Here is an 18,818-nt window from a genome sequence, read left to right on the forward strand (position 1 = left end):
GGGCGAACAAAAGTCGGAATAAATGTTACGGTTGAATTGAGTCGATGGCTGTTTTCAACAAAGCAAATGATGCTTGAATTTGGCTAAGCGGTGATGCGAAATTCATGCGATAAAAGTTTTCATTGGGCTCTCCGAACCACGTACCAGGGGTCAGTGCCATACGTGCTTGTTCGGTCAGCAAGGTCTTCAACTCAGTGGCGCTTAATCCAAGTTCTGAAAAATCGAACCAAATTTGATTGGTGCCTTCGGGTGGGAAGGCTTTGATTTGTGGCAGGTGCTCTGCAACAAACTTGACGATCCAATCACGGTTGTTCTCTGTGTAGGCATGGAACGCGTTAAACCATGCTTTACCGTCTTGGTAAGCGGCAATGGTGGCGTAAGTGGTGAAGGCATTGCCGTGATCCAACGACATCGATGCCGAGGTGGCCTTAATTTTGTCACGCAGTACCGTGTTATCACTGTAGATATAACCGTTTGAAATACTGTTTAGACCAAAGTTTTTTGCCGGAGAGCCAATGATCGTTAGGCTATTGTCGTAGTTTAATGCGGTTAAACTGGTAAATGACGCGCCCTCAAACACGATATCGCCGTGCACTTCATCACTGATGATTAGCGTGTGATATTGCTTGGCCAAATCCACTAAACGCGTCAGCTCTGCTTTGCTCCAAACGCGCCCAACGGGGTTATGAGGGTTACACAACAGGATCATCTTTACATCGCCGCTTTTTAGCTGTTCTTCAAGTAATGCAAAATCCATCATATAGCGGTCACCCTCAACGCGCAGCGTGTTGTTAACAACAGTGCGTCCGGCTGACTCAATCAAGCGACGAAATTGGTGGTAAACCGGTGTTTGAATCAATACGCCATCACCGGCTTCAGTAAAGTCACGGATCAACATCGCAATGGCGCTTAATACGCCGGGCACTTGAACAAAGTGATCAGGATTAAGCGTCAGGCCATGTAAGTCTTTATTCCATGCAGAAATCGCGCTAAATACCGTTTTTGAATCAAATTCATAAGAATAGGTTTCTCTGCTGACTAATTGTTGCATGGCTGCAGTGATAGGAGAGGCAATCGGAAAATCCATGTCTGCAATCCAGTACGGAACAAGATCATCTCGGCCGTACACTTGATTGAGCATTTGGCTATCATGCTTAATGAATTTGTGCGTGATGGTTGGGTCTTTTGGCGTTTCGGTAAACATGTGTTTCTCTCATTCTTTTTGTTTGATACGGATAAGACGGAGTGAGAGAAAAAAAGACGCAAAAATAGTGAAAAAAGTACGAATACGGATGAACAAAAAGATGAACAACAAAGACACCCAAGCAAATTTTGCGATAAAACGGCGTTTACGACATGCTCATAGGTCAACGCTTTTGTTGCGGAAATCCGCCCCTAAAAAGAGGCGGTTTTTTGTTCATTATTTACTTGTCGGTAGGTGCCGGAATCGGCGTCGTTGGGTAGAAATGGTTAACCGTGTATCGGAACGACGGCAAGGCAATGCTGTCATGGTCAACATCAAAATACGCAGTTTCAATTTTCAGGTCTTTGAATTCACGGTTGTTAAGTCTTGCTGAATGTGTTTTCACATTTTCTGTCAATGTGGATTGTAAGGCTCCCGTCATGAGTAACTCGGTATTCCACGTTTCGGATGCCGCATATCTATCATCAACGAGTTGGTCGAAGTAATCATTGAATTCATGTATTTGGTGATTAAAGGTATGTCGAAAGGCAGGATCATACGCGGCATAGGCACTAAACACAGGATTGAAGGGGTCATCCAGCATCATAATGGTAGCAGCCATATTGCCACCAAAAGAATAACCGACAAGTAGCCTTTGAGTCGGATCGATATTGTAGTCTTTCTCAACCTGGGGAATGAGCTCTTTGCTTAAGAACTTAAAGTAGTTGTCTAAGCCCGGTTGGATGTAATCTTGCTGTCTTTGATTCATTGGCCCTTCGCCAATGCTTACAAGAATCACTTGTGTACCGAGTTCATCTAATATGGCGTCATATTCATCACTCGTCCACTGTCCGTCCGTAGCATAAATGACGGGATAAGGGTGTCCATCTGGGTCGTAATCCGCAGGCGTGTGGACGTAAGTGGGGTATTCATGTGTGCCGATTTTATGATTCAGCAGGTCAATGGTATATGCAGATGTTAAGCGGTATGTCGGTTCGCCATAGCGATCGTAACGAGAGTAATCATGTTCTTTATCACCGCTGTTACAGCCGGCAATGAGAACGAGTGGTATAAACATCCATGATTTTGCGAATTTCATACGCATATAGTGTTCTATCCTTATCACTAATTAATTGCAACAACATCAATATTTGAAATAGCAAGCCATGTAGACCATCACCATCTATCGTTCTAGCGGAAAATGAATACAATAAAATCAATTAGACGTGAACGAATAATATGTAACTACATTACGATGAAGGATGATAATTAGCTATAGATATAAATTGATACTGAGATAAGTGTCAAATATAAATAAGAGAGCCATGTTGTGTACGGTTTAATAAAAGCAGGATAGCCACCAAAATGTGAGATGTTATAAAAGAGTAAGAGGTACTTGAACTCAGAGAGTAAGACTCGTGATTCGAGTCACAAAAGACACAAAACAACCATTATTCGTACGAATTTGTAAACATTACTCGCCTCACGCGTCAATATTATGACAGGTCGGGTTTGGGTTGAAAATGGCGCATTAAACTCACGCGCTATATTTTATTGATTGATTTAATATAAGTAAATAAATCTCAGTGTTGCTCAGTTAGCAAAGCTATCCTGTGTAAATGGTGTATATACTGATTAATATTCTGCTATTAAGACAATAAATAATCAACTATGCCAGTGATATTTACTGTATTTATTATCAATTGCGAATCCCTTTGTGTTATATTGAATGCGGCATGAATTCCTGTAGGGTATCAATTAATTATCTTTGTGCATATTTACAATTTGAAACACGATCGCTATTCTCGCCGTTACATTTTAACAAAATTGTAATATTCGGTTGAGTAGCATCGAGGCTAACATGAAGGCACGTGAAAAAGGATTTACCTTAATTGAATTAATGTTCGTTGTTGCCATTGTTGGGGTGTTAATGGCGATTGCAGTCCCTGCCTATACGCAGCACGTGCAAGAGGCTCGCCGTGCCGACGTGCAGCAGTTTTTATTACAGCAAGTGGGCACTTTAGAGCGGCAATTTACTCGTTTGGGGGGATATCCCGACGATTTTACGATCACTGAAACGGAGAATTACCGTTTTACCTATACCGCTTCTACCGCCTCAGCGTTGACGGCAGGTAATACGAACGACTCTTTGACGTTTACACTCACCGCTGTCCCACAAGGCGTACAAGTGAATGATGAATGTGGCGATATGAGTATCGATCATCGCGGACAAAAAACGGCCGTTACGACAGGCTGTTGGAGGTAGATGTGATGAAAAAACGAAAGGCCAGTAACGTGAAACGCGGTGGTTTTACGGTATTAGAGATGCTGGTGACGGTATCAATAGTCAGTATTTTAGCTGCGGTGGCTATCCCGTCTTTCTCTGCACAGGTGAAGCGTGAGCGCATTGTGACCAATGCCAACCAATTACATAGTGTCGTAAAGTTTGCGCGCAGTGAAGCCGCAAAGCGTGCCAGCCAAATTGATTTGGTGGTGGTTGATACGAAATGGCTCGTCAAAATCAATATAGGCACCCCAGAAGAAGAAACACTGGCTGAATTTATGCCGACGCATCCAACCGTTACTGTGAGCAATTTAAGAAATATCACGATTTCGAAAACGGGCACCATGCCTACTGGCCACTTGACCATTACTGATGGTGATAGCCAAACCAGTGATCGTCATTTGTGTCTCTTTTCCAGTGGCCAAAGCGTGATAAAAAAGGAGGCGAGTTGTTCATGACACAACGATATAAACCGCAACGGGGATTTTCACTCATTGAGGCGTTGGTTGCTTTATTTATTTCTAGCGTTGCATTACTGGCCTTAGCGGCCGGACAACTTAAATCCCTGCAATATGCCAACAATAGCTTTCAATATACCTTGGCAATGATTCAAGCCAATAATGTGGTTGAACGTGTATGGGGGGATGTGTGTGAAATTCAGCATGGTGTGAAAGCGTTTGATCAACCCTACATTGATAATACGTTATCCCCACAGTTAACCGGTTACCAAATGCGACTGATTGGGGCAGAAGCCAATGCGTTCAGTAATAATGTCACGGTAAATGTGAAGTGGACAGATAAACGTATTAATAATGAAGACACAACCATAAACGATAACCAGATCAATGTTAATGCCACCTTTCCTAAGTTACCGAGTCGTTGCCATGCCATTTAAAATGAAAAGAAATTCAGGTTTTACCTTGGTTGAATTATTAATTGGGATGTCGGTGAGCATGATACTTCTTATGGGTGTAATCATGGGCTACGCCTCAATAAAAGGGGTGATTCAAAGCAGTAAAAATATAGAGAATGCCCAAGAGGTACTGCGATTCAGCACGCAGACATTTACCCGCAGCCTAAAACAGGCGAGGCATGTCGTTATTCATCATCCGGGTCATTTAGAAACGAAACAAGCTGCGAATACCGTCGCATGTGATGGATCACGCCCCACGGCGGCTTATACCGAAACATACAGTCATAGTGGTGTGCATTTACAGTGTGATATAGGCGGTCATCTGCAAACCATTTTAACGGGCTTACAAGATATTGCATTTGAAAGAACAAACAATTTGGTGTCGATCACCGTGACACCACAGGCACAAAATGGTGAGTCGGCCGGTATAGGCGCAGCATCACCGGTTCAAATTGATATCGCCCTGACGGGTATTATTCTGGCAAAGGCGACAGGAGGTTAGACGTGCAAACGTTACGCTTAAAGCATTATTCCGCGAAACAGAACGCTTCACAGAAACAGAAAAAAGAACGCGGCTTCGCCTTAATCAGCGTGCTGATATTAAGCATGATGGCCGGTGGATTGGTATTAAACTCCCTAAAAGACAATGTTACCCAAGAGCGTTTAAGCGGTAACTTTCAGAAAAAGACCAATGCACGTTTGGTGGCAGAAAAAGGGGTGTTTGATACCTATGACTATCTCAATGAGCAACTTGCGCTACACCCAGATAAAACGTTGGACGTGCTCCTTGCCGGGATGGAAACAACCGGTAGCGCCCCCGGCATAACCGATATGACGTATGCGTTGACCATTGATGCCGCGGCAGGCACCAATAAGTTGGTATTACAAAGTGATGGGTTGCGCTTTGATGGTAAAACGGTGTTAAAGGCCAATTTTGAACTGGAGAGTTCAACGTCTACCTCATCGTCGGCATTTGGGCGCGGTATTGTAGGGTGCGATCGTGTAGCGCTCAGCGGCAGCGGTAAAATTAACAGTTATAACTCAGCGCTGGGTGATTATGGCGCACTCAAGCCTGATGGTGAGCCGAATATCGCAGGGAACGTGACGGTCCGAACGCTGAACGCGAATGACTTGGTTGAATTATCGGGCACCGGCAAGATTGATGGGAATGTCATTGCTGTCGGGAACGTGGAATTTGGGGGCTCTGCGCATATTACGGGGAATCTCAGCAGTAATGGCACCATCAATATGTTCAACAATAGCACCATTGGGGGAGATGTTTTTACCTATAAGCATTTCAATCAAAAAAACGGTGCCGTGGCGGGGTCAATCCATGCGAATGACTATGTCAAAGTGGAACAAACCAAGGTCGGCGGTAACATTGTTTCGACAGGGTATGTCACTGCGACGGGTGAGAGTATTGGTGGCGATATCTTATCAACGGGCGATATTACACTGCGTCAGGTCACCGCCTTGGGGATAGCGCAAACGTACGGTCATTACTCGCAATATGAAGGCAGTGTCGATGGCGTAAAATCAAAACAGAATGTCACGTTACTGACGACGAATGCCGTTATCAACCATGATAATTTAGCCTATGCAGGGGTGGGCAACTTCGCCAAAGAATGGTCGGGGGCTCCAGATTCCGATTATTTGAATCCCCCGTATAAGGTTGATCCGCCGCAGCCTGACATCGCCTTCGTGCCGATGGTCGATATGATCCCGATTGACGATGGGGTTGTCGATATCAGCGATCCGAATGATATGACCTGTGACCCGTTGGACATTGAAAACCAACTGCTCACGGTAGAGTCTTTCGCGGATCATGCCAAAGATCTGGATGTGAATGATACCGGTGGCGATACGACGCTTTACACACTGAGTAATAGTCTGGGGGAGTTTACGCATTGGCCTGGTTCGGCGAGCACAAAGCCATCACCCATTGCTGCCCGTAACGCTCCCTTTATCAGTGTGACACAGCCGATATTAATGTATGACAACGCGAACATTAACGGTAAGTTAGCGGTGAAAGCGGGGCATAATGTTTTCATGTTTGTGAAGGGTAACTTCATTATGTCGGGGGCGAGCACACTGACGATTCCTGATAACAGCAGCCTGACCCTTCTCGTAAAAGGTGACTTGATTATCGGTGCTGGTTCAGAAGTATTAACGCCGACGTATGGCTTAACGGCGGATGGCTTACCGGTGTTCTCAATCTTCAGTTCTTACAGTGGTACGGGCGTCTATATAACCGGTGGTGTAGAACAAGTTTACGCGGCGATTTATGCGCCGCTAACGGATATCGCCATCAGCTCAAGCGTTGGGTTTAAAGGGGCTTTGCTAGGAAAATCGGTCAGCGTGACTGGAGCTGGCGGCATTCATTACGATGAAGCGATTGGGGATGCAGAAGTGGGGAAAGTAACAACCACGTCACCACCGAACCTGGTGTTTAAAGGCTGGCAATCCTTGTAATCCTTGTGTGTTCTCTTTGATTAAAGCGCACAGTAAGGGGAGATCGCTCTCTTTACTGTGCGTTTTTTATTTCAGTCTTCCTTTTTCCTGACGCCTTGAACACGAACGATCAGTTCGCTCAAATCTTTGGCTTTCACAATGCGCTTTTGTGTTTGTTCAAATTGAGGACGACGCTGATGATTAACTTTCTTTGAATGACTCATGGCTCTTAGTGGCCTTTTAGCTAGTGATGCAATGTGTTTTTGTTTTCAGCCAGATGTGGCTGGTTTGTTCTGGCACTATAGGGCATCGAACGTGAAGTATTCGTGATTTTTTGGAATGGGTGTCACGTTTTTTTTGCGTTTTTTTTCGGTGGTAACAATATACCGATCCGTGATCGCCGCGAGGTTATCCGGATAGTGAGTTGGGTAGGCAGGTTCTTTCATTACCATTCATTATTTATCATGAGAAAGTATGAAATATTTAGAGGTCGACGCCGTAGATATCCCGATGCAGCTTCTGCTTGAAGCCGATCCTTGTGAGCATCATGTTCAATCCTATTTGAATGATTCATGGTGTTTTGCTGCCATGCTTGATGGCAGTATTGTCGGCGTCTGTGTGGCTAAATTAATCTATGATGGCTGCGCTGAAATATACAATGTTGCAGTATGGCCTGAGTATCAGCAGCAGGGCATTGGCTCTGACATGTTGCGATTTACATTGGCAGCATTAGCCAAGAAAAAAGTACAACGGGTTGAGTTGGGAACGGGGACGTTTGGTTATCAATTGACGTATTACCAGAGAATGGGTTTTCGAGTCGATGCAGTGATCAACGATCATTTTCTTACCCATTACGCAGAACCCATTTTTGAAAACGGTATACAGCATAAAGACATGCTGCACTTGTATATCGATCTTTGAGATAAGTGGCTACCGCTGAGTAAATCATACCCGCCCGTTAAGTCACTCTTAACGTGCGGGTCGTTCTATTGCAAATCGTTATTTCGCAGATCATTATTTCGCAGATCAGTGTATCGCGGGGGATATGGGTAGAAATAGCTAACGTAGGTTCGTCGCCATCTTTTCCGTTATACGCTGCAATGCGGCCAACTCTTCTGACGTGATCCCTTGAGTGAGTTGCTGCCCCATCTGTTTATCTATGTCATTTATCTGCGCCATGATGGTTGCGCCACTGTCGGTGAGAAGCAGTCGCTGGCTGCGTTTATCATCCGGATTCGGGACTTTTTCAATATAGCCTTGTTCAATCAGTGTATTGAGTAAGCGCGTCACTTGCGCCTTGTCGCGCTGTAAAAACTGCACAATGTCATTCGCAGTACACGGCGATTTCCGATCAATGATTTTAATCACGCGTATATGCATCGGAGCTAAAGGTAAGCCTAATTGTTCAATATGATCATGGACTTGACGCTTCATGATATGAACAAGATGAAACAGGCTGTCTAACGATGTGCCATTGGCCATAGGGTGAACCTTAAAAATATGGTTGATAACGTCAACTATGTGATCTATAGTTGACATTATCAACTTAAAGCTTGGCGTGTGCAAGTGCAGGAATGCTTAACCGTGTGACTGTCCAGCCTATTGCCGAGTGAACCGCACCCCGTAGGAGATTAGGTGTGAATAATGCGCTAATAGCAGAAGTGACAGAGACAGGCCCTGAGAATAAACCCGCTAAACCGGTTTCACGCTGGACCTTGTCACGCGTATTGGTGCTGTTCGGTGTCATGAGTTGCATGTGCGGCCTGTTAACCGGTGTGATGACCTACCGCAATGTGGGGATAACGGATACCTTTTGGCAGGATTGGCTGCGTGCGTTTGGCACGGTTATTTTGACGGTGAAGCCTCTTGCCGTTATGAGCCTGTGGGCGGTGAGTCGCCTGATCGGTTATCTGATGCCTTATGCCAAAGAGACCACTCGCAATATAGTTATTGGGTTGATTATGGCCTGTGTGATGGAGTCCATCGTGGCCTTTATGGCCGCCGCCAGCCACTTTGGTTTTACAGATTATCAGCAATTTATGGCGGGATGGTGGAGTGGGCTCAGGGCTGCATTACCCGTTAGCCTTGTGGTTATGCCAATCATGGCAATTATCGTAAAACCTAAAATCAAACAGTTTTTAAATCGCTAATGTAATTTGCGGAGAAAATGATGAAAGCACAAAAAGACGATGTACAGCACCTTGAACTTTCAGACGATCAAGCATTAAAGACACAGACTGCACAGGAAACCGAGATGAAAAATACAGAGACAAACACCGCCGCTTCTTTGGCGGCAACACCTGCTAAAAAACGTGGCCATGAATACCGTATCACCATTGAAGAGATGGGGATTGAAGAAGAGAAAACACTGACGCTTACGGTTCAAGATCGTGAAGATATGCTTGAAATTGTCGAAAAATTAAAGCAAGGCAGCGGTTTAGATGTCAATGATGCAACGCGAGTGGGTGTTGCATTGCGTTTATTAGGGCCAGTGATGATGGCAGATCGCAAACATCCGTTATTTGTTGACTTTATGCCACACTTTCGACAATTCATGCAGAACCTAAAAGCGACAGTAAAAAGTACCGTGAAAAAGTAAGAAAAACGAAATTACATGTATTTATGGCTCCGTCGACAATATGGTACCTGTCAGTTTATTACGTGGTGTATCAGTATGTGATGGCGATGTAATATGCGCGCTTATTACATCAGAATGTTAGTGCATCCTCTTGTCTTTATGTCTGTAAGTGTTTCATCAATCGATAAAAAATTGATAGTGTGAAGCATGGGCATAAAGATAAAAATCAGAGGATAAAACATATGTTTTATGTACGCTTACATCATGGCGTGATCACCGTTATTGCTACTTTGCTGATCTGTCTTTCACCGTGGGTGAATGCGTCTGAAACCTGTGATGATTGTTATGTTTCCGATAAAGGCGCGTTTAAGTACGTTTTGTATAATGAACTGCCAGCATCTGTTATTCCCGCTATCCACCAGACACTGTCGAATAATACCCCGCGTTTATTGGCGGACTTTCAGCTGGCAACCATGCTATCCATAACCGTGCGTGTGTGGAAGAGCGGAGGAGACTATTTAGCCGCACAGAAGGACGCACTGGGTGTTCAATTTCCGGGTTCGACGGGGTATGTGTTTAAAAATGAACTTAGATTACTCTACACAGAAGGCCAAACGGCGCAGACAGCGTTACATGAATTTGTCCATTTAGTGACATTGAACGTGAATCCTGCCTTTGCCAATAATCCGCGTTGGTTATGGGAGGCGATTGCCATTTATGAATCGGAACCTGTGTGGTATTACGCGAATCGCTTGCATTTAATTCGCGACCGTTTTGATTATCTTGTAAATGATTTAAATGCGAATTTTAATCAAAGCGCTGCTATTTATGAATTAGGTTATACCATTGGTGAATATATTGATAAGAAATGGGGAAAAGATGCGCTACTCACTCTTATAAAGAACAATGGTGATATTACGAAGGTGACAAATATGCCTATGGACGCCTTATTGAAAGATTGGCATGCTTATGTTCATGCTACGTACTTTGATGCGCCTAAATCACAGTATGAGATGATATTGGAAAAGCAGACGACGCGTTGACGGAAATAGATGAGAGTCTGAAACCTATCTCTTGTATTTTCAGTGAACGGCGATAGTCACATAATCAAGGAGTGATAATGAGCAATAAAAAGAAGCCTACCGGTATTACCGTGATCGCAGTGTATAGCGGTTTTGGGGGACTATTGAGCACAATGGCTGGAGGGGGGCTTTTAGCGTTGTCTTCATCAATGCCGGACTTTCCACTATGGGTATCGGCGATGGCTGTGGTGAGTGTGATACTGGGTGTTGGCTTACTCGCGTCGGTGTTTGGCTTTTTTAACTTGAAACGCTGGGGCTGGTCATTGACTAATGGCTTGTATGGACTGTCTATTCCGATGGGGGTGGCGTCGGTTTTTCCTATCTTCCCGGGCTCTGAGATGACGGTAGGTAACGTGATCATGCAGTGCATCAGTACCGCTTTAGCCGTGTTTATTTTGGTATATATCAGAAAACCGCATGTGAAACCGCTTTTTGTTTAAGCAACAAGCCGATGAAATTAATGAAATTTGGGTCGATGCGCATTATCAACCAAAGTGACAGATAAATGGTATGTGCAGAGGGCTGTACAGAATAGAAAAACGCCGGTCGCAGGGGGGATGCGATCGGCGTTTTTGTTTGAGTCTCTGTTATCGGGATATCGTTTGGGGATATCGGTGATAAAAAAATAGGTGTGGGAGGGAAGGCTTAAATCGCCCAGCCACCTAAGTAGAACACCACCAATACAATGCAGATCACCACGGTGCCTACATTCAATTTCTTTATTTCGCCTGCAAACAGGCGGCCAATCACCAAGCTGACAAAGCCCAGCATGATACCTGTCACGATGTTACCGCTCAGAATGATAAATACCGCACAGATCAAACCTGACATTGCATCGACAAAGTCATCAAAATCAAGTTTGCTGACGTTGCTCAGCATCAACAGGCCTACATACATAAGTGCAGGTGCGGTTGCGTAAACCGGTACAAGGTAGCTCAGAGGCGACAAGAAAATCGTCAGTAAGAACAAGAAGCCCACCACACTGGCGGTCAGGCCTGTTTTACCGCCCGCCGCTGTACCCGCCGCCGATTCGATGTAAACCGCCGCCGGGGCGCCGCCCACTAAACCTGAAAACGCAGAACTCATTGAGTCAGCGGTCAGTGCTTTTCCGCCATTGATGATGTTACCGTTTTTGTCCAGCAGGTTGGCTTGGCCGGCAATCGCGCGAATGGTGCCAGTGGCATCAAAAATCGCAGTCATGACCAGTGCCAGTACGGAAGGCAATACGGCCGCGCTCAGTGCGCCTTTGACATCCATTGAGAAAATGAGCGATTCGCCATTGGCGGTCGCCAGTGACGGCAGGGCGAATAAGCCTTGGTATTTGACGTTTTCATCAAAAATGAGGCCGAGTACAGACAGTACGATGATCACCATTAAAATACCGCCAGGTACTTTACGCTTTTCAAGGCCTAAAATGGCCGCCAAGCCAAGCATCGTCATTAATACAGGGAAAGAGGTAATGTCGCCAAGCGCAACAGGTAAACCTGCACCTGCGTTTTTCACGATCAAGCCCGTGCCATTCGCGGCAATCAGCAGTAAGAATAAGCCGATACCAATGCCCGTACCGTGCGCGATGCCAAACGGCATGTTATTCAAAATCCATGTACGGACACCGGTCACACTGATCAGGGTGAAGATGACACCCATCAGGAAGACGGCACCTAACGCGACAGGTACCGGTACGTTCTGACCGAGAACTAGGCTGAATGCGGTGAATGCAGTTAATGAAATAGCACAACCAATTGCCAGTGGTAGGTTGACCCACAAGCCCATCACCAGTGAACCAAATGCGGCAACCAAACAAGTAGCAACAAAGGTCGCGCCAGCATCAAAACCGGCGGCACTTAGCATGGTCGGCACTACAATCACTGAATAGACCATGGCTAAAAACGTGGTTAAACCCGCGAGGACTTCTTGGCGGACGCTACTGCCGCGTTCCGTGATTTTGAAAAATGAATCAAGATTCATTTTAGGGGTCGACATAATACACTCACAAACTACAGGGTAAACGATTGCGGTGGATTCTAACGCCTGCGTAAACGTTTGCAACATAAAAATGTTCATTCAAGGGGTGTTTTTGGGCAATTAAATTATCCCAAGCATAAATGGTAGCGCTTTACTGCTATTTGTTGCGTTGTTATCAGTACAAAGGTGCTGTTACACGTTTTGCATTAGGCTTCGGGCACAAGAAGGGATTTTTGTGGTTAATAGGTTGTGCCGGTCTGTACGACTGTGGATACTGAGACGAGGACATATAAAGGACAGATGAAGGAGTGGAAAGATGAGTCAGGAAGCACTAAAAATGGCCGTGTGCGAACAGGCGCTTGCGCTGTTGCATACCCATCCCGCCGCATTTATCGCGCCAATCCATTCTTCTGTGGAAACAGAACTGGCATGGCTGATTGCGTATTTTTCCGGCGAAGATAGCGATCATCAGCGCCTGCATTCGCTCACCTTTGGTCATTATGCGGTGCGAGAACTGTCACCGCGTTATAGTGAACTCTATTCGGCCTTGAACGCAGCGTTTTACGTTGCAGTGAAAACCCGTGAAGGGTTTACGGTGGATGTTGAGTTGCTGGAAGAGTATTTGGCGGAAGAACCTGTCACCGAAGATCGTGTCACTCAAGGTGATACGACTCAAGCCGATGCGCCTCAAGGTGTGAAGTAAGGGGACGTTGAAATGAAAAAAGCCCGTTGCCCCAGTTGTCATGCTGAGCTGGCTGATATTCCATTGTCCCGATTATGTCCGCAGTGCTTGACCTTTCATCTGAATTGGAAAGTGTATGATTGGCAGGGCTACATCCAATTAGCGCGCTGGGCTATCAGAGCTAACGCAGTATTACTGGCGTTGTGTGCGTTTAATGGTTTTATCATTTTCCGCTCAGGGGCTGAAAACCTGTTTCAGACAGCATTGTGTTTATTCGCCGTACCTGCTGTGATTGGTATTGTAGTGAATTATCGTCGTATCCACTGTCCTGAACATTATCATGGGCACAGGTTAAGCGATCTTTTTTCGTGGCGAACGCATTCTATCGACAGCAAACAATAACGAAAGGCGGAGTATGAGTCAGGTGATAAACAGTAAATCGTTGCTCGCAGCCGCAGCGTTGATGCCATTAAGTACTTTGCCATTGCCCGTACAAGCATGGAACTTTGAAGGCCATGTGATTGTGGCGGAAATTGCCTATCAAAATCTGACACCGGTGGCGCGTGACAAGGTGGATGCATTGACGGCGAAGGCGGTGAATGCATTACCGAAGAAAACCCAACATATCATCGGCAGTTATAAAGACGTGAGTGCGTTTGCCCAACTCGCGGTTGTGCCGGATATGATTCGCAAACAACCCGCCCAAAGCGTCTGGCAACAGATGGGGGAGGCAATGCCACCTTCTTTGAATCGGTGGGACGAGAAAAAAACCAATCAATGGCATTACATTAATGCGGTCTACCCAACCAGCAGTCAGTGTAATTTTGTTCGCAACCCCAATATTCAATTAGCCACTCAGGCACTGTATGCGGACTTTAAAGGACACCCACAAGCGGCGAGCCTGATGTTTATTGCCCACCTTACTGGCGACACCCATCAGCCCTTACATACCGTGGCCACCAGTTTGAGTAAATACTGGTGTAAGTCAGATCTGGGGGGTAACAAATACACCCTCAAGGGATCCAAGAAAAACCTGCATCATTTATGGGATGACGGCTTAGGGCTGTTAGACGATAAACAACATGTGGTGGAATTAGTGACTGCGTTGCAGCAAGAGTATCCGAAAACCACGTTCACCTTGGGGCAACCCGGTGATGTCGCACGATGGATTGAGGAAAGTGAGCAGTTGGCACCTTTGGTGTATAGCGTGAAGCAAAACGCGCAACCGACTCAAACCTATATTCAGCAGGGACAAGCCGCCGTAGAAAAGCGATTGGCGCTGGCGGGATATCGGCTAGCGGATGGTTTGAATCATGCGTTGGGGAATAAGTGAATGTCGTGTGGTGCGATGAATAAAAAAGTATCGATGTGCTAGGTTATTGATAACTAATTCATTTACAGTTAAGTGGAACGCTTCTCCAAAATTTTCAATTTAGTTAGAGGAGGGGCAACATTCTTGTTTATGCGGTAAAAGTTGCTGATAAATTAGCAACTCAGGAATGCTAGCTCAACTAATCAAGGATGTATTTATGTTGTCTGTTCTATCGTATATCTTTTCTTATATTATGGCTGTTCTATTTAATTTTGTATTTTCTGTGGTATTACCGATTTATTTAATCATTGGCTCACTTGTAACCCTTTATTTGCTTGTTCTACAAGTTTTTAGTGGTGCGATGTTCTTTGATATGTCTGAAAACGGTGAAACACCATTTCGCTATAAAGTGAGCTACTTTCTTGTCATGGCGGCAATGTTTCCATGTTTTTATGGCGCATTTTATAAAGAAATAGCTGAATTTACGGGATCTAAAGGTGACAAAAATCGTCTAGTGACGCGTTTAGCTAAGTAATAATAATGAGTGTGTTCGACGATGAATAAATGCGGTCAGTGTCGTCAGTTTACCCGTACTGCGGATAACCTTAAAGACTTGTGTGGTGCGTGGGAGCAACCCACGTTAGCCACACGGGCGGCGTGTGAGTTTTTCCAGCCAAAATCGACTTTTCGTCAGCGAGAAAAAACAGCGCCACACGCTGAATGAAACCACCATAAAATCCGTACTTAAAGGCATCCCGTGTGGATGCCTTTTTTGTGGATTTTTCACTTGGATTTTTGTCTGTTTTGTTGCTTATTGTCCGCTACCGTCTTTCAACGGCAGGCGATTGCAACAACCGCTGTAAACGGCGTGATCTGGCATCGTCACAATCACTTCGTGTTGATAGCGAAAATCACTAATATCATCCGTGCACTCACCGGTTTCATGCAGGGCAAGAGAGATGGGTTGCTCTGCGTCTTTGTTGATAGCTTGCATGACCCAGCGGTTGGTATGATTGATACTGCTACTGTAGAAGTTGATGTTAAAAAGGGTCTGTTCTCCGCCTAAATCAGAAAAGATCAGCGCTTTGCCTTTGACATCGATCCCCCAGAAGGGCTCTGTTCCCAAACAGCTTAGCGTAGGGGATTTGAGGATGCTGTCGGCCAGTTGTTTTTGGTGATTATCAGCCAACGTGCTTGTTGAGATGAGCAGTGCCACAATACTGCTGATGCCCAATGCCAGTGTCTTTTTCATTCTTGTCCTTGAAATACAGAATCGCGAGATCACTACGCTCTGCTCCTACGGCATAAAAAACAATATACACAATTCGGGGTTTAGATGAATTTCAACTTTTTCACTGAGAGCAATGTCAGCACAGAATCAGGAACTATGACGAGGAGAGTGAATACGGGTGAGAGTGAAAGTGGCGGGTGGGAGAGATGGACTCACCACCGACAGGGTGGTGAATCATAAAAGGTCGCTGAGGCGATTATGCCGCAGGCTTCAATAGCTGACCCAAATAACGCACCACGTGTGAGGCATCGTTGGCAGTCAGATTGATTTTACTGATGATCGCTTGTGCACGAGGATCATCTTCGCTCAATGCCGCTTTTACTTTGGCGCTCATCGCTTGTGCATTTTCAAGCTTCTGCTTACAGTCTTCAAATAGCGCATGCAAGATTTGTAAATCGACATCACCACCTTTCTGAAACATGTTTGCGGCAATGTTGTACACGGTATGGAATTTGTTTGCCGTGTCTTTCTGATCGCTTTGTGCATCTTTGGCCCAGTCTTCTGCCCATTTTTGGAAGATAGTGGCAATCTGTGGATTTGGAGCAATGGTTACTTGTTGCATTCAGTGTGTCCTTAGCCGTTCAAGCGAATGTTACGTGCTGCGTATTATCAAGCCGCGGGGTAGTGTAATAGACCATGGGGGCGGGATAAAGCCTTATGCGGTGAACCGCTTCTGGCCGCGCAAAATATCTGCATAAAAAAGGGCCTGCGAACAGGCCCTTTGCATAAATGTCTGACATTGGGGTGTCAGAACATGGCAGATCAGTTGGCGCGGTTGAACGTCACCACGTCATACGGCAATGGCTTAAGTACAGGCGTATTTTCCGCCATGTAGTCAATCACGGCTTGTGCATCCGTGTTACAACGGGTGTTGTCCGCTTTACAGTTCGGTGCCGAACCTTCGTAGCGCACTTTGTATTTGCCGTTCACACTTTCAATGTGTTTCACAGGGAAAGCGGTTAGCTTGTTGTCCACATACGCTAAGTCAACACGGCCAGAATCTTTCTTCTGTGCGTTGAATAGCGGTGTCCAACCGTCGTTACCGGTGGCATTGTAGTTGTTGATTGCAACGTTGTAGGTTTTGTTAGCATCAATTGGCATCCAAACCGGTTTCTCGGTTGTACCTGTCATCACCTCTACGAAATCCAGCTTACCGGCTTTGTTTTTCGCTGTTTCAGTGAATTGGTAACGAATGTGGCCACCGTAAGGGAATTTACCTGCGTGTGCGCCTTCAGGTAGCGTTGCGCTCACTGTGCTTTCAATCAGCGATGTGATCACGCTGCCTTTAACCGGCACAACAGACATGAAGTTAGAGAAAGGGATCAACTCTAGCGCGATGTTACCTTCGCGGTATTCGCCCGCTTCAATGTTCTTACGGATACCGCCCGCACCGATCAGCGCGAAGTCAACTTTCATGCCAGTCAACGCTTGAACTTCAGGTGAGTTCGCCCAGAAGTACTGACCTTCTGCCAAGATAGGGGCGACATCTGAACCGTGCTTGTCTGTACCGCGATCACCAGGGCGACGCTCATGGCGGATCTCAACCGGTACCTGTGCAATCACTTTGCCGTACGCTTTATCAACAGCTGGCTTGTATTTGCTGTCGATCAAGCTGCGCATCGCTGCTTCTTCTGCCGTGATTGCGATGTTTTTCTCACCTTCCACAAACTCAACAACATCCGCCGTTTCATCTGCGCTGAACTTGCTGTCAGCTTCACGCATTGGTGAATGGAAGTATTCATCGTTTGTTAGTAGGGTATTCAGACCAGCACACTGTGTAATGTTGCCTTGTTGATCAAAGCTTACATCTAGCTGGCCGATGGCTTGCGCGTATTCACCCGCTTGTACGACACACGTTTGAGTCATGCCGTTCGGGTTTTTCACCATTTGTGCGTAAGTACCCGAATGGTCGTGGCCGATGTTAGTGAAGTCACCCAATAGCGTGTGCGAGTGGCCGCCGACGATCAAGTCGATACCGTTCACTTTTGATGCCACATCAACGTCTACCGCATTACCGATGTGGGTCAGTGCGATAACGTTGTTCACGCCTTTCGCCTTCAACATATCAACCGTGGCTTGTGCAGACGTCACCATGTCGGCAAATTCTACTTTACCTGTGTTAGGCGCAAGATTTGGCATGTCATCAAGGGCGATACCGAAGACGGCAACGATGTCTTTATCTGCAGGCAGGTTATTGATATCAGTGATTGGGGTTTTGGTGTTGCCATCGAAAGCAAACAGCACGTACGGCTTCAGGTTCGTTTGACCTTTCAGATCAGGATCCTTGCTGGTGTCGATATTCGCAGCAACAACAGGGAAATTAATGTCGCTGATGAATTGGTTAAGCTTGGCGTTGTTTAGGTCAAATTCATGGTTACCCAATGCCATGGCGTCAAGGCCCATTTGGCTTAGCAACTCCGCGTTCATCGCACCTTCATTAAGCTTGAAGTAGGCACTGCCTTGCCATGCATCACCACCGTGAAGGAACAAGAAACTACGGTTCTCATCTTTTGCGGCTTGTTTGTATTCCGTTGCCATCGTTTGAAGGCGAGGGTAGCCACCAAACTCGTTATAAACAAGGGTATCGTTCGCTACGAAGCTCGATTTCACCGGATCAAAGTTTGAATGGGTATCGTTGATGTGTGCCACCGTTAAGGTGAACGTATCATCTGACTGTGTGTTGTTTTGCACACAACCCGCAAGAGCGACGGTGACGGACAAAGCGACAAGAGGCTTAGATAACTTCATATAACTACCTGTTTATAAGTATCTTCGTAGAGGAAAAATGACAGCGATACATCGCGTTGTCATAAAAAAAGCCTTACATATTTGAGGCTTGCGCACTATATCTGAGATGAAAACCCTGAGCAATTGCAAAAAATCAGAACTGAGATCGACATTTTTGAAATTTATCGCAATCGGTTGTTTTTTGTGAACTCAGGTGGTTGATTAGTAAGGTCTATCGTTATATTGGTGAAATTGTCATCAATAAAGAGGGACGAAATTGGCACATAATAAAAAAGGGAGAGTGATCTTTCAGTGAATACATTGGTGAAAGTATCACCTTTTCGTTATTT

The 18,818-nt window shown here is 45.6% G+C and carries 22 protein-coding genes; 15 read left to right on the plus strand and 7 right to left on the minus strand.

Going from position 1 to position 18,818, the window contains the following annotated elements:
* Positions 1-25: 25 nt before the first annotated feature.
* On the minus strand, positions 26-1,204 hold the full coding sequence (locus tag ACSF8W_RS17960; protein WP_500848533.1) for a MalY/PatB family protein: 1,179 nt from the start codon (positions 1,202-1,204) through the stop codon (positions 26-28).
* Positions 1,205-1,424: 220 nt separating this feature from the next.
* Positions 1,425-2,288 (minus strand): alpha/beta hydrolase, encoded by an 864-nt coding sequence (locus ACSF8W_RS17965; RefSeq protein ID WP_500848534.1) that lies wholly within the window; start codon positions 2,286-2,288, stop codon positions 1,425-1,427.
* Positions 2,289-3,044: 756 nt separating this feature from the next.
* Between ACSF8W_RS17965 and ACSF8W_RS17970 the strand changes: the two genes are divergently transcribed.
* The 6 genes from ACSF8W_RS17970 (at position 3,045) to ACSF8W_RS17995 (ending at position 7,752) form a co-directional block, all read left to right on the plus strand.
* Positions 3,045-3,449 (plus strand): type IV pilin protein, encoded by a 405-nt coding sequence (locus ACSF8W_RS17970; protein WP_428479822.1) that lies wholly within the window; start codon positions 3,045-3,047, stop codon positions 3,447-3,449.
* A gap of 5 nt (positions 3,450-3,454) precedes the next feature.
* On the plus strand, positions 3,455-3,925 hold the full coding sequence (locus ACSF8W_RS17975; protein WP_500848535.1) for a GspH/FimT family pseudopilin: 471 nt from the start codon (positions 3,455-3,457) through the stop codon (positions 3,923-3,925).
* Entirely contained in the window at positions 3,922-4,362 is a 441-nt protein-coding gene (locus tag ACSF8W_RS17980; protein ID WP_500848536.1) for a type IV pilus modification PilV family protein, read from the plus strand. Before ACSF8W_RS17975 ends, ACSF8W_RS17980 begins: the two co-directional genes overlap by 4 nt.
* A complete protein-coding gene (locus tag ACSF8W_RS17985; RefSeq protein ID WP_500848537.1) occupies positions 4,352-4,882 on the plus strand; it encodes a PilW family protein in 531 nt (176 codons plus the stop codon). The genes ACSF8W_RS17980 and ACSF8W_RS17985 overlap by 11 nt, the downstream gene beginning before the upstream one ends.
* Before the next feature lie 2 nt (positions 4,883-4,884).
* Positions 4,885-6,852, plus strand: coding sequence for a polymer-forming cytoskeletal protein (locus ACSF8W_RS17990; protein WP_500848538.1), 1,968 nt, complete (start codon positions 4,885-4,887; stop codon positions 6,850-6,852).
* Positions 6,853-7,305: 453 nt separating this feature from the next.
* On the plus strand, positions 7,306-7,752 hold the full coding sequence (locus ACSF8W_RS17995) for a GNAT family N-acetyltransferase (protein ID WP_500848539.1): 447 nt from the start codon (positions 7,306-7,308) through the stop codon (positions 7,750-7,752).
* Between the two features lie 138 nt (positions 7,753-7,890).
* Here ACSF8W_RS17995 and ACSF8W_RS18000 read toward each other — a convergent pair whose 3' ends face one another.
* Entirely contained in the window at positions 7,891-8,313 is a 423-nt protein-coding gene (locus ACSF8W_RS18000; RefSeq protein ID WP_500848540.1) for a MarR family winged helix-turn-helix transcriptional regulator, read from the minus strand.
* Between the two features lie 155 nt (positions 8,314-8,468).
* On the opposite strand from ACSF8W_RS18000, the gene ACSF8W_RS18005 reads away from it, so the two are divergent.
* The 4 genes from ACSF8W_RS18005 (at position 8,469) to ACSF8W_RS18020 (ending at position 10,931) form a co-directional block, all read left to right on the plus strand.
* A complete protein-coding gene (locus tag ACSF8W_RS18005) occupies positions 8,469-8,981 on the plus strand; it encodes a DUF2798 domain-containing protein (protein WP_500848541.1) in 513 nt (170 codons plus the stop codon).
* Between the two features lie 104 nt (positions 8,982-9,085).
* Positions 9,086-9,430 (plus strand): DUF3861 domain-containing protein, encoded by a 345-nt coding sequence (locus tag ACSF8W_RS18010; protein WP_500848616.1) that lies wholly within the window; start codon positions 9,086-9,088, stop codon positions 9,428-9,430.
* A gap of 221 nt (positions 9,431-9,651) precedes the next feature.
* Positions 9,652-10,452, plus strand: a complete 801-nt coding sequence (locus ACSF8W_RS18015) for a hypothetical protein (RefSeq protein ID WP_500848542.1) — start codon at positions 9,652-9,654, stop codon at positions 10,450-10,452.
* A 77-nt stretch (positions 10,453-10,529) separates the two neighbouring features.
* Positions 10,530-10,931 (plus strand): hypothetical protein, encoded by a 402-nt coding sequence (locus tag ACSF8W_RS18020; RefSeq protein ID WP_500848543.1) that lies wholly within the window; start codon positions 10,530-10,532, stop codon positions 10,929-10,931.
* 205 nt (positions 10,932-11,136) lie between these two features.
* Here ACSF8W_RS18020 and ACSF8W_RS18025 read toward each other — a convergent pair whose 3' ends face one another.
* Positions 11,137-12,474 carry an NCS2 family permease gene (locus ACSF8W_RS18025; protein WP_500848544.1) on the minus strand — a complete coding sequence of 446 codons (1,338 nt, stop codon included), beginning with the start codon at positions 12,472-12,474 and terminating at the stop codon, positions 11,137-11,139.
* 298 nt (positions 12,475-12,772) lie between these two features.
* On the opposite strand from ACSF8W_RS18025, the gene ACSF8W_RS18030 reads away from it, so the two are divergent.
* From ACSF8W_RS18030 to ACSF8W_RS18050, 5 genes are all read left to right on the plus strand, one after another.
* Positions 12,773-13,159 carry an immunity protein Tsi6 family protein gene (locus ACSF8W_RS18030; protein ID WP_500848545.1) on the plus strand — a complete coding sequence of 129 codons (387 nt, stop codon included), beginning with the start codon at positions 12,773-12,775 and terminating at the stop codon, positions 13,157-13,159.
* Between the two features lie 12 nt (positions 13,160-13,171).
* Positions 13,172-13,540 (plus strand): hypothetical protein, encoded by a 369-nt coding sequence (locus ACSF8W_RS18035; RefSeq protein WP_500848546.1) that lies wholly within the window; start codon positions 13,172-13,174, stop codon positions 13,538-13,540.
* 13 nt (positions 13,541-13,553) lie between these two features.
* Positions 13,554-14,471, plus strand: coding sequence for a S1/P1 nuclease (locus ACSF8W_RS18040; protein ID WP_500848547.1), 918 nt, complete (start codon positions 13,554-13,556; stop codon positions 14,469-14,471).
* 196 nt (positions 14,472-14,667) lie between these two features.
* On the plus strand, positions 14,668-14,985 hold the full coding sequence (locus ACSF8W_RS18045) for a hypothetical protein (protein ID WP_500848548.1): 318 nt from the start codon (positions 14,668-14,670) through the stop codon (positions 14,983-14,985).
* A 21-nt stretch (positions 14,986-15,006) separates the two neighbouring features.
* Positions 15,007-15,174 carry a hypothetical protein gene (locus ACSF8W_RS18050; protein WP_500848549.1) on the plus strand — a complete coding sequence of 56 codons (168 nt, stop codon included), beginning with the start codon at positions 15,007-15,009 and terminating at the stop codon, positions 15,172-15,174.
* Positions 15,175-15,261: 87 nt separating this feature from the next.
* Here the strand turns inward: ACSF8W_RS18050 and ACSF8W_RS18055 are convergent, their stop codons facing one another.
* The 3 genes from ACSF8W_RS18055 to ACSF8W_RS18065 all read right to left on the minus strand — a co-directional run bounded on the left by ACSF8W_RS18055 (position 15,262) and on the right by ACSF8W_RS18065 (position 18,489).
* Positions 15,262-15,702 (minus strand): hypothetical protein, encoded by a 441-nt coding sequence (locus tag ACSF8W_RS18055; protein WP_500848550.1) that lies wholly within the window; start codon positions 15,700-15,702, stop codon positions 15,262-15,264.
* Positions 15,703-15,937: 235 nt separating this feature from the next.
* Positions 15,938-16,303: a hypothetical protein gene (locus ACSF8W_RS18060; RefSeq protein WP_500848551.1), complete on the minus strand. Its 366-nt coding sequence runs from the start codon at positions 16,301-16,303 to the stop codon at positions 15,938-15,940.
* Between the two features lie 200 nt (positions 16,304-16,503).
* Entirely contained in the window at positions 16,504-18,489 is a 1,986-nt protein-coding gene (locus tag ACSF8W_RS18065) for a bifunctional metallophosphatase/5'-nucleotidase (protein ID WP_500848552.1), read from the minus strand.
* Positions 18,490-18,818: the final 329 nt, after the last annotated feature.

The organism is Photobacterium sp. 270122K, assembly GCF_059941365.1.

Coding starts and splice junctions, on each gene's coding strand:
- ACSF8W_RS17980 (WP_500848536.1), top strand. CDS start 3,922: ATGACACAACGATATAAACCGCAACGGGGATTTTCACTCATTGAGGCG.
- ACSF8W_RS18065 (WP_500848552.1), bottom strand. CDS start 18,489: ATGAAGTTATCTAAGCCTCTTGTCGCTTTGTCCGTCACCGTCGCTCTT.
- ACSF8W_RS18025 (WP_500848544.1), bottom strand. CDS start 12,474: ATGTCGACCCCTAAAATGAATCTTGATTCATTTTTCAAAATCACGGAA.
- ACSF8W_RS18060 (WP_500848551.1), bottom strand. CDS start 16,303: ATGCAACAAGTAACCATTGCTCCAAATCCACAGATTGCCACTATCTTC.
- ACSF8W_RS18045 (WP_500848548.1), top strand. CDS start 14,668: ATGTTGTCTGTTCTATCGTATATCTTTTCTTATATTATGGCTGTTCTA.
- ACSF8W_RS18020 (WP_500848543.1), top strand. CDS start 10,530: ATGAGCAATAAAAAGAAGCCTACCGGTATTACCGTGATCGCAGTGTAT.
- ACSF8W_RS18000 (WP_500848540.1), bottom strand. CDS start 8,313: ATGGCCAATGGCACATCGTTAGACAGCCTGTTTCATCTTGTTCATATC.
- ACSF8W_RS18010 (WP_500848616.1), top strand. CDS start 9,086: ATGAAAAATACAGAGACAAACACCGCCGCTTCTTTGGCGGCAACACCT.
- ACSF8W_RS18015 (WP_500848542.1), top strand. CDS start 9,652: ATGTTTTATGTACGCTTACATCATGGCGTGATCACCGTTATTGCTACT.
- ACSF8W_RS17970 (WP_428479822.1), top strand. CDS start 3,045: ATGAAGGCACGTGAAAAAGGATTTACCTTAATTGAATTAATGTTCGTT.
- ACSF8W_RS17975 (WP_500848535.1), top strand. CDS start 3,455: ATGAAAAAACGAAAGGCCAGTAACGTGAAACGCGGTGGTTTTACGGTA.
- ACSF8W_RS18040 (WP_500848547.1), top strand. CDS start 13,554: ATGAGTCAGGTGATAAACAGTAAATCGTTGCTCGCAGCCGCAGCGTTG.
- ACSF8W_RS18050 (WP_500848549.1), top strand. CDS start 15,007: ATGAATAAATGCGGTCAGTGTCGTCAGTTTACCCGTACTGCGGATAAC.
- ACSF8W_RS18055 (WP_500848550.1), bottom strand. CDS start 15,702: ATGAAAAAGACACTGGCATTGGGCATCAGCAGTATTGTGGCACTGCTC.
- ACSF8W_RS18030 (WP_500848545.1), top strand. CDS start 12,773: ATGAGTCAGGAAGCACTAAAAATGGCCGTGTGCGAACAGGCGCTTGCG.
- ACSF8W_RS17995 (WP_500848539.1), top strand. CDS start 7,306: ATGAAATATTTAGAGGTCGACGCCGTAGATATCCCGATGCAGCTTCTG.
- ACSF8W_RS17960 (WP_500848533.1), bottom strand. CDS start 1,204: ATGTTTACCGAAACGCCAAAAGACCCAACCATCACGCACAAATTCATT.
- ACSF8W_RS17985 (WP_500848537.1), top strand. CDS start 4,352: ATGCCATTTAAAATGAAAAGAAATTCAGGTTTTACCTTGGTTGAATTA.
- ACSF8W_RS18035 (WP_500848546.1), top strand. CDS start 13,172: ATGAAAAAAGCCCGTTGCCCCAGTTGTCATGCTGAGCTGGCTGATATT.
- ACSF8W_RS17965 (WP_500848534.1), bottom strand. CDS start 2,288: ATGCGTATGAAATTCGCAAAATCATGGATGTTTATACCACTCGTTCTC.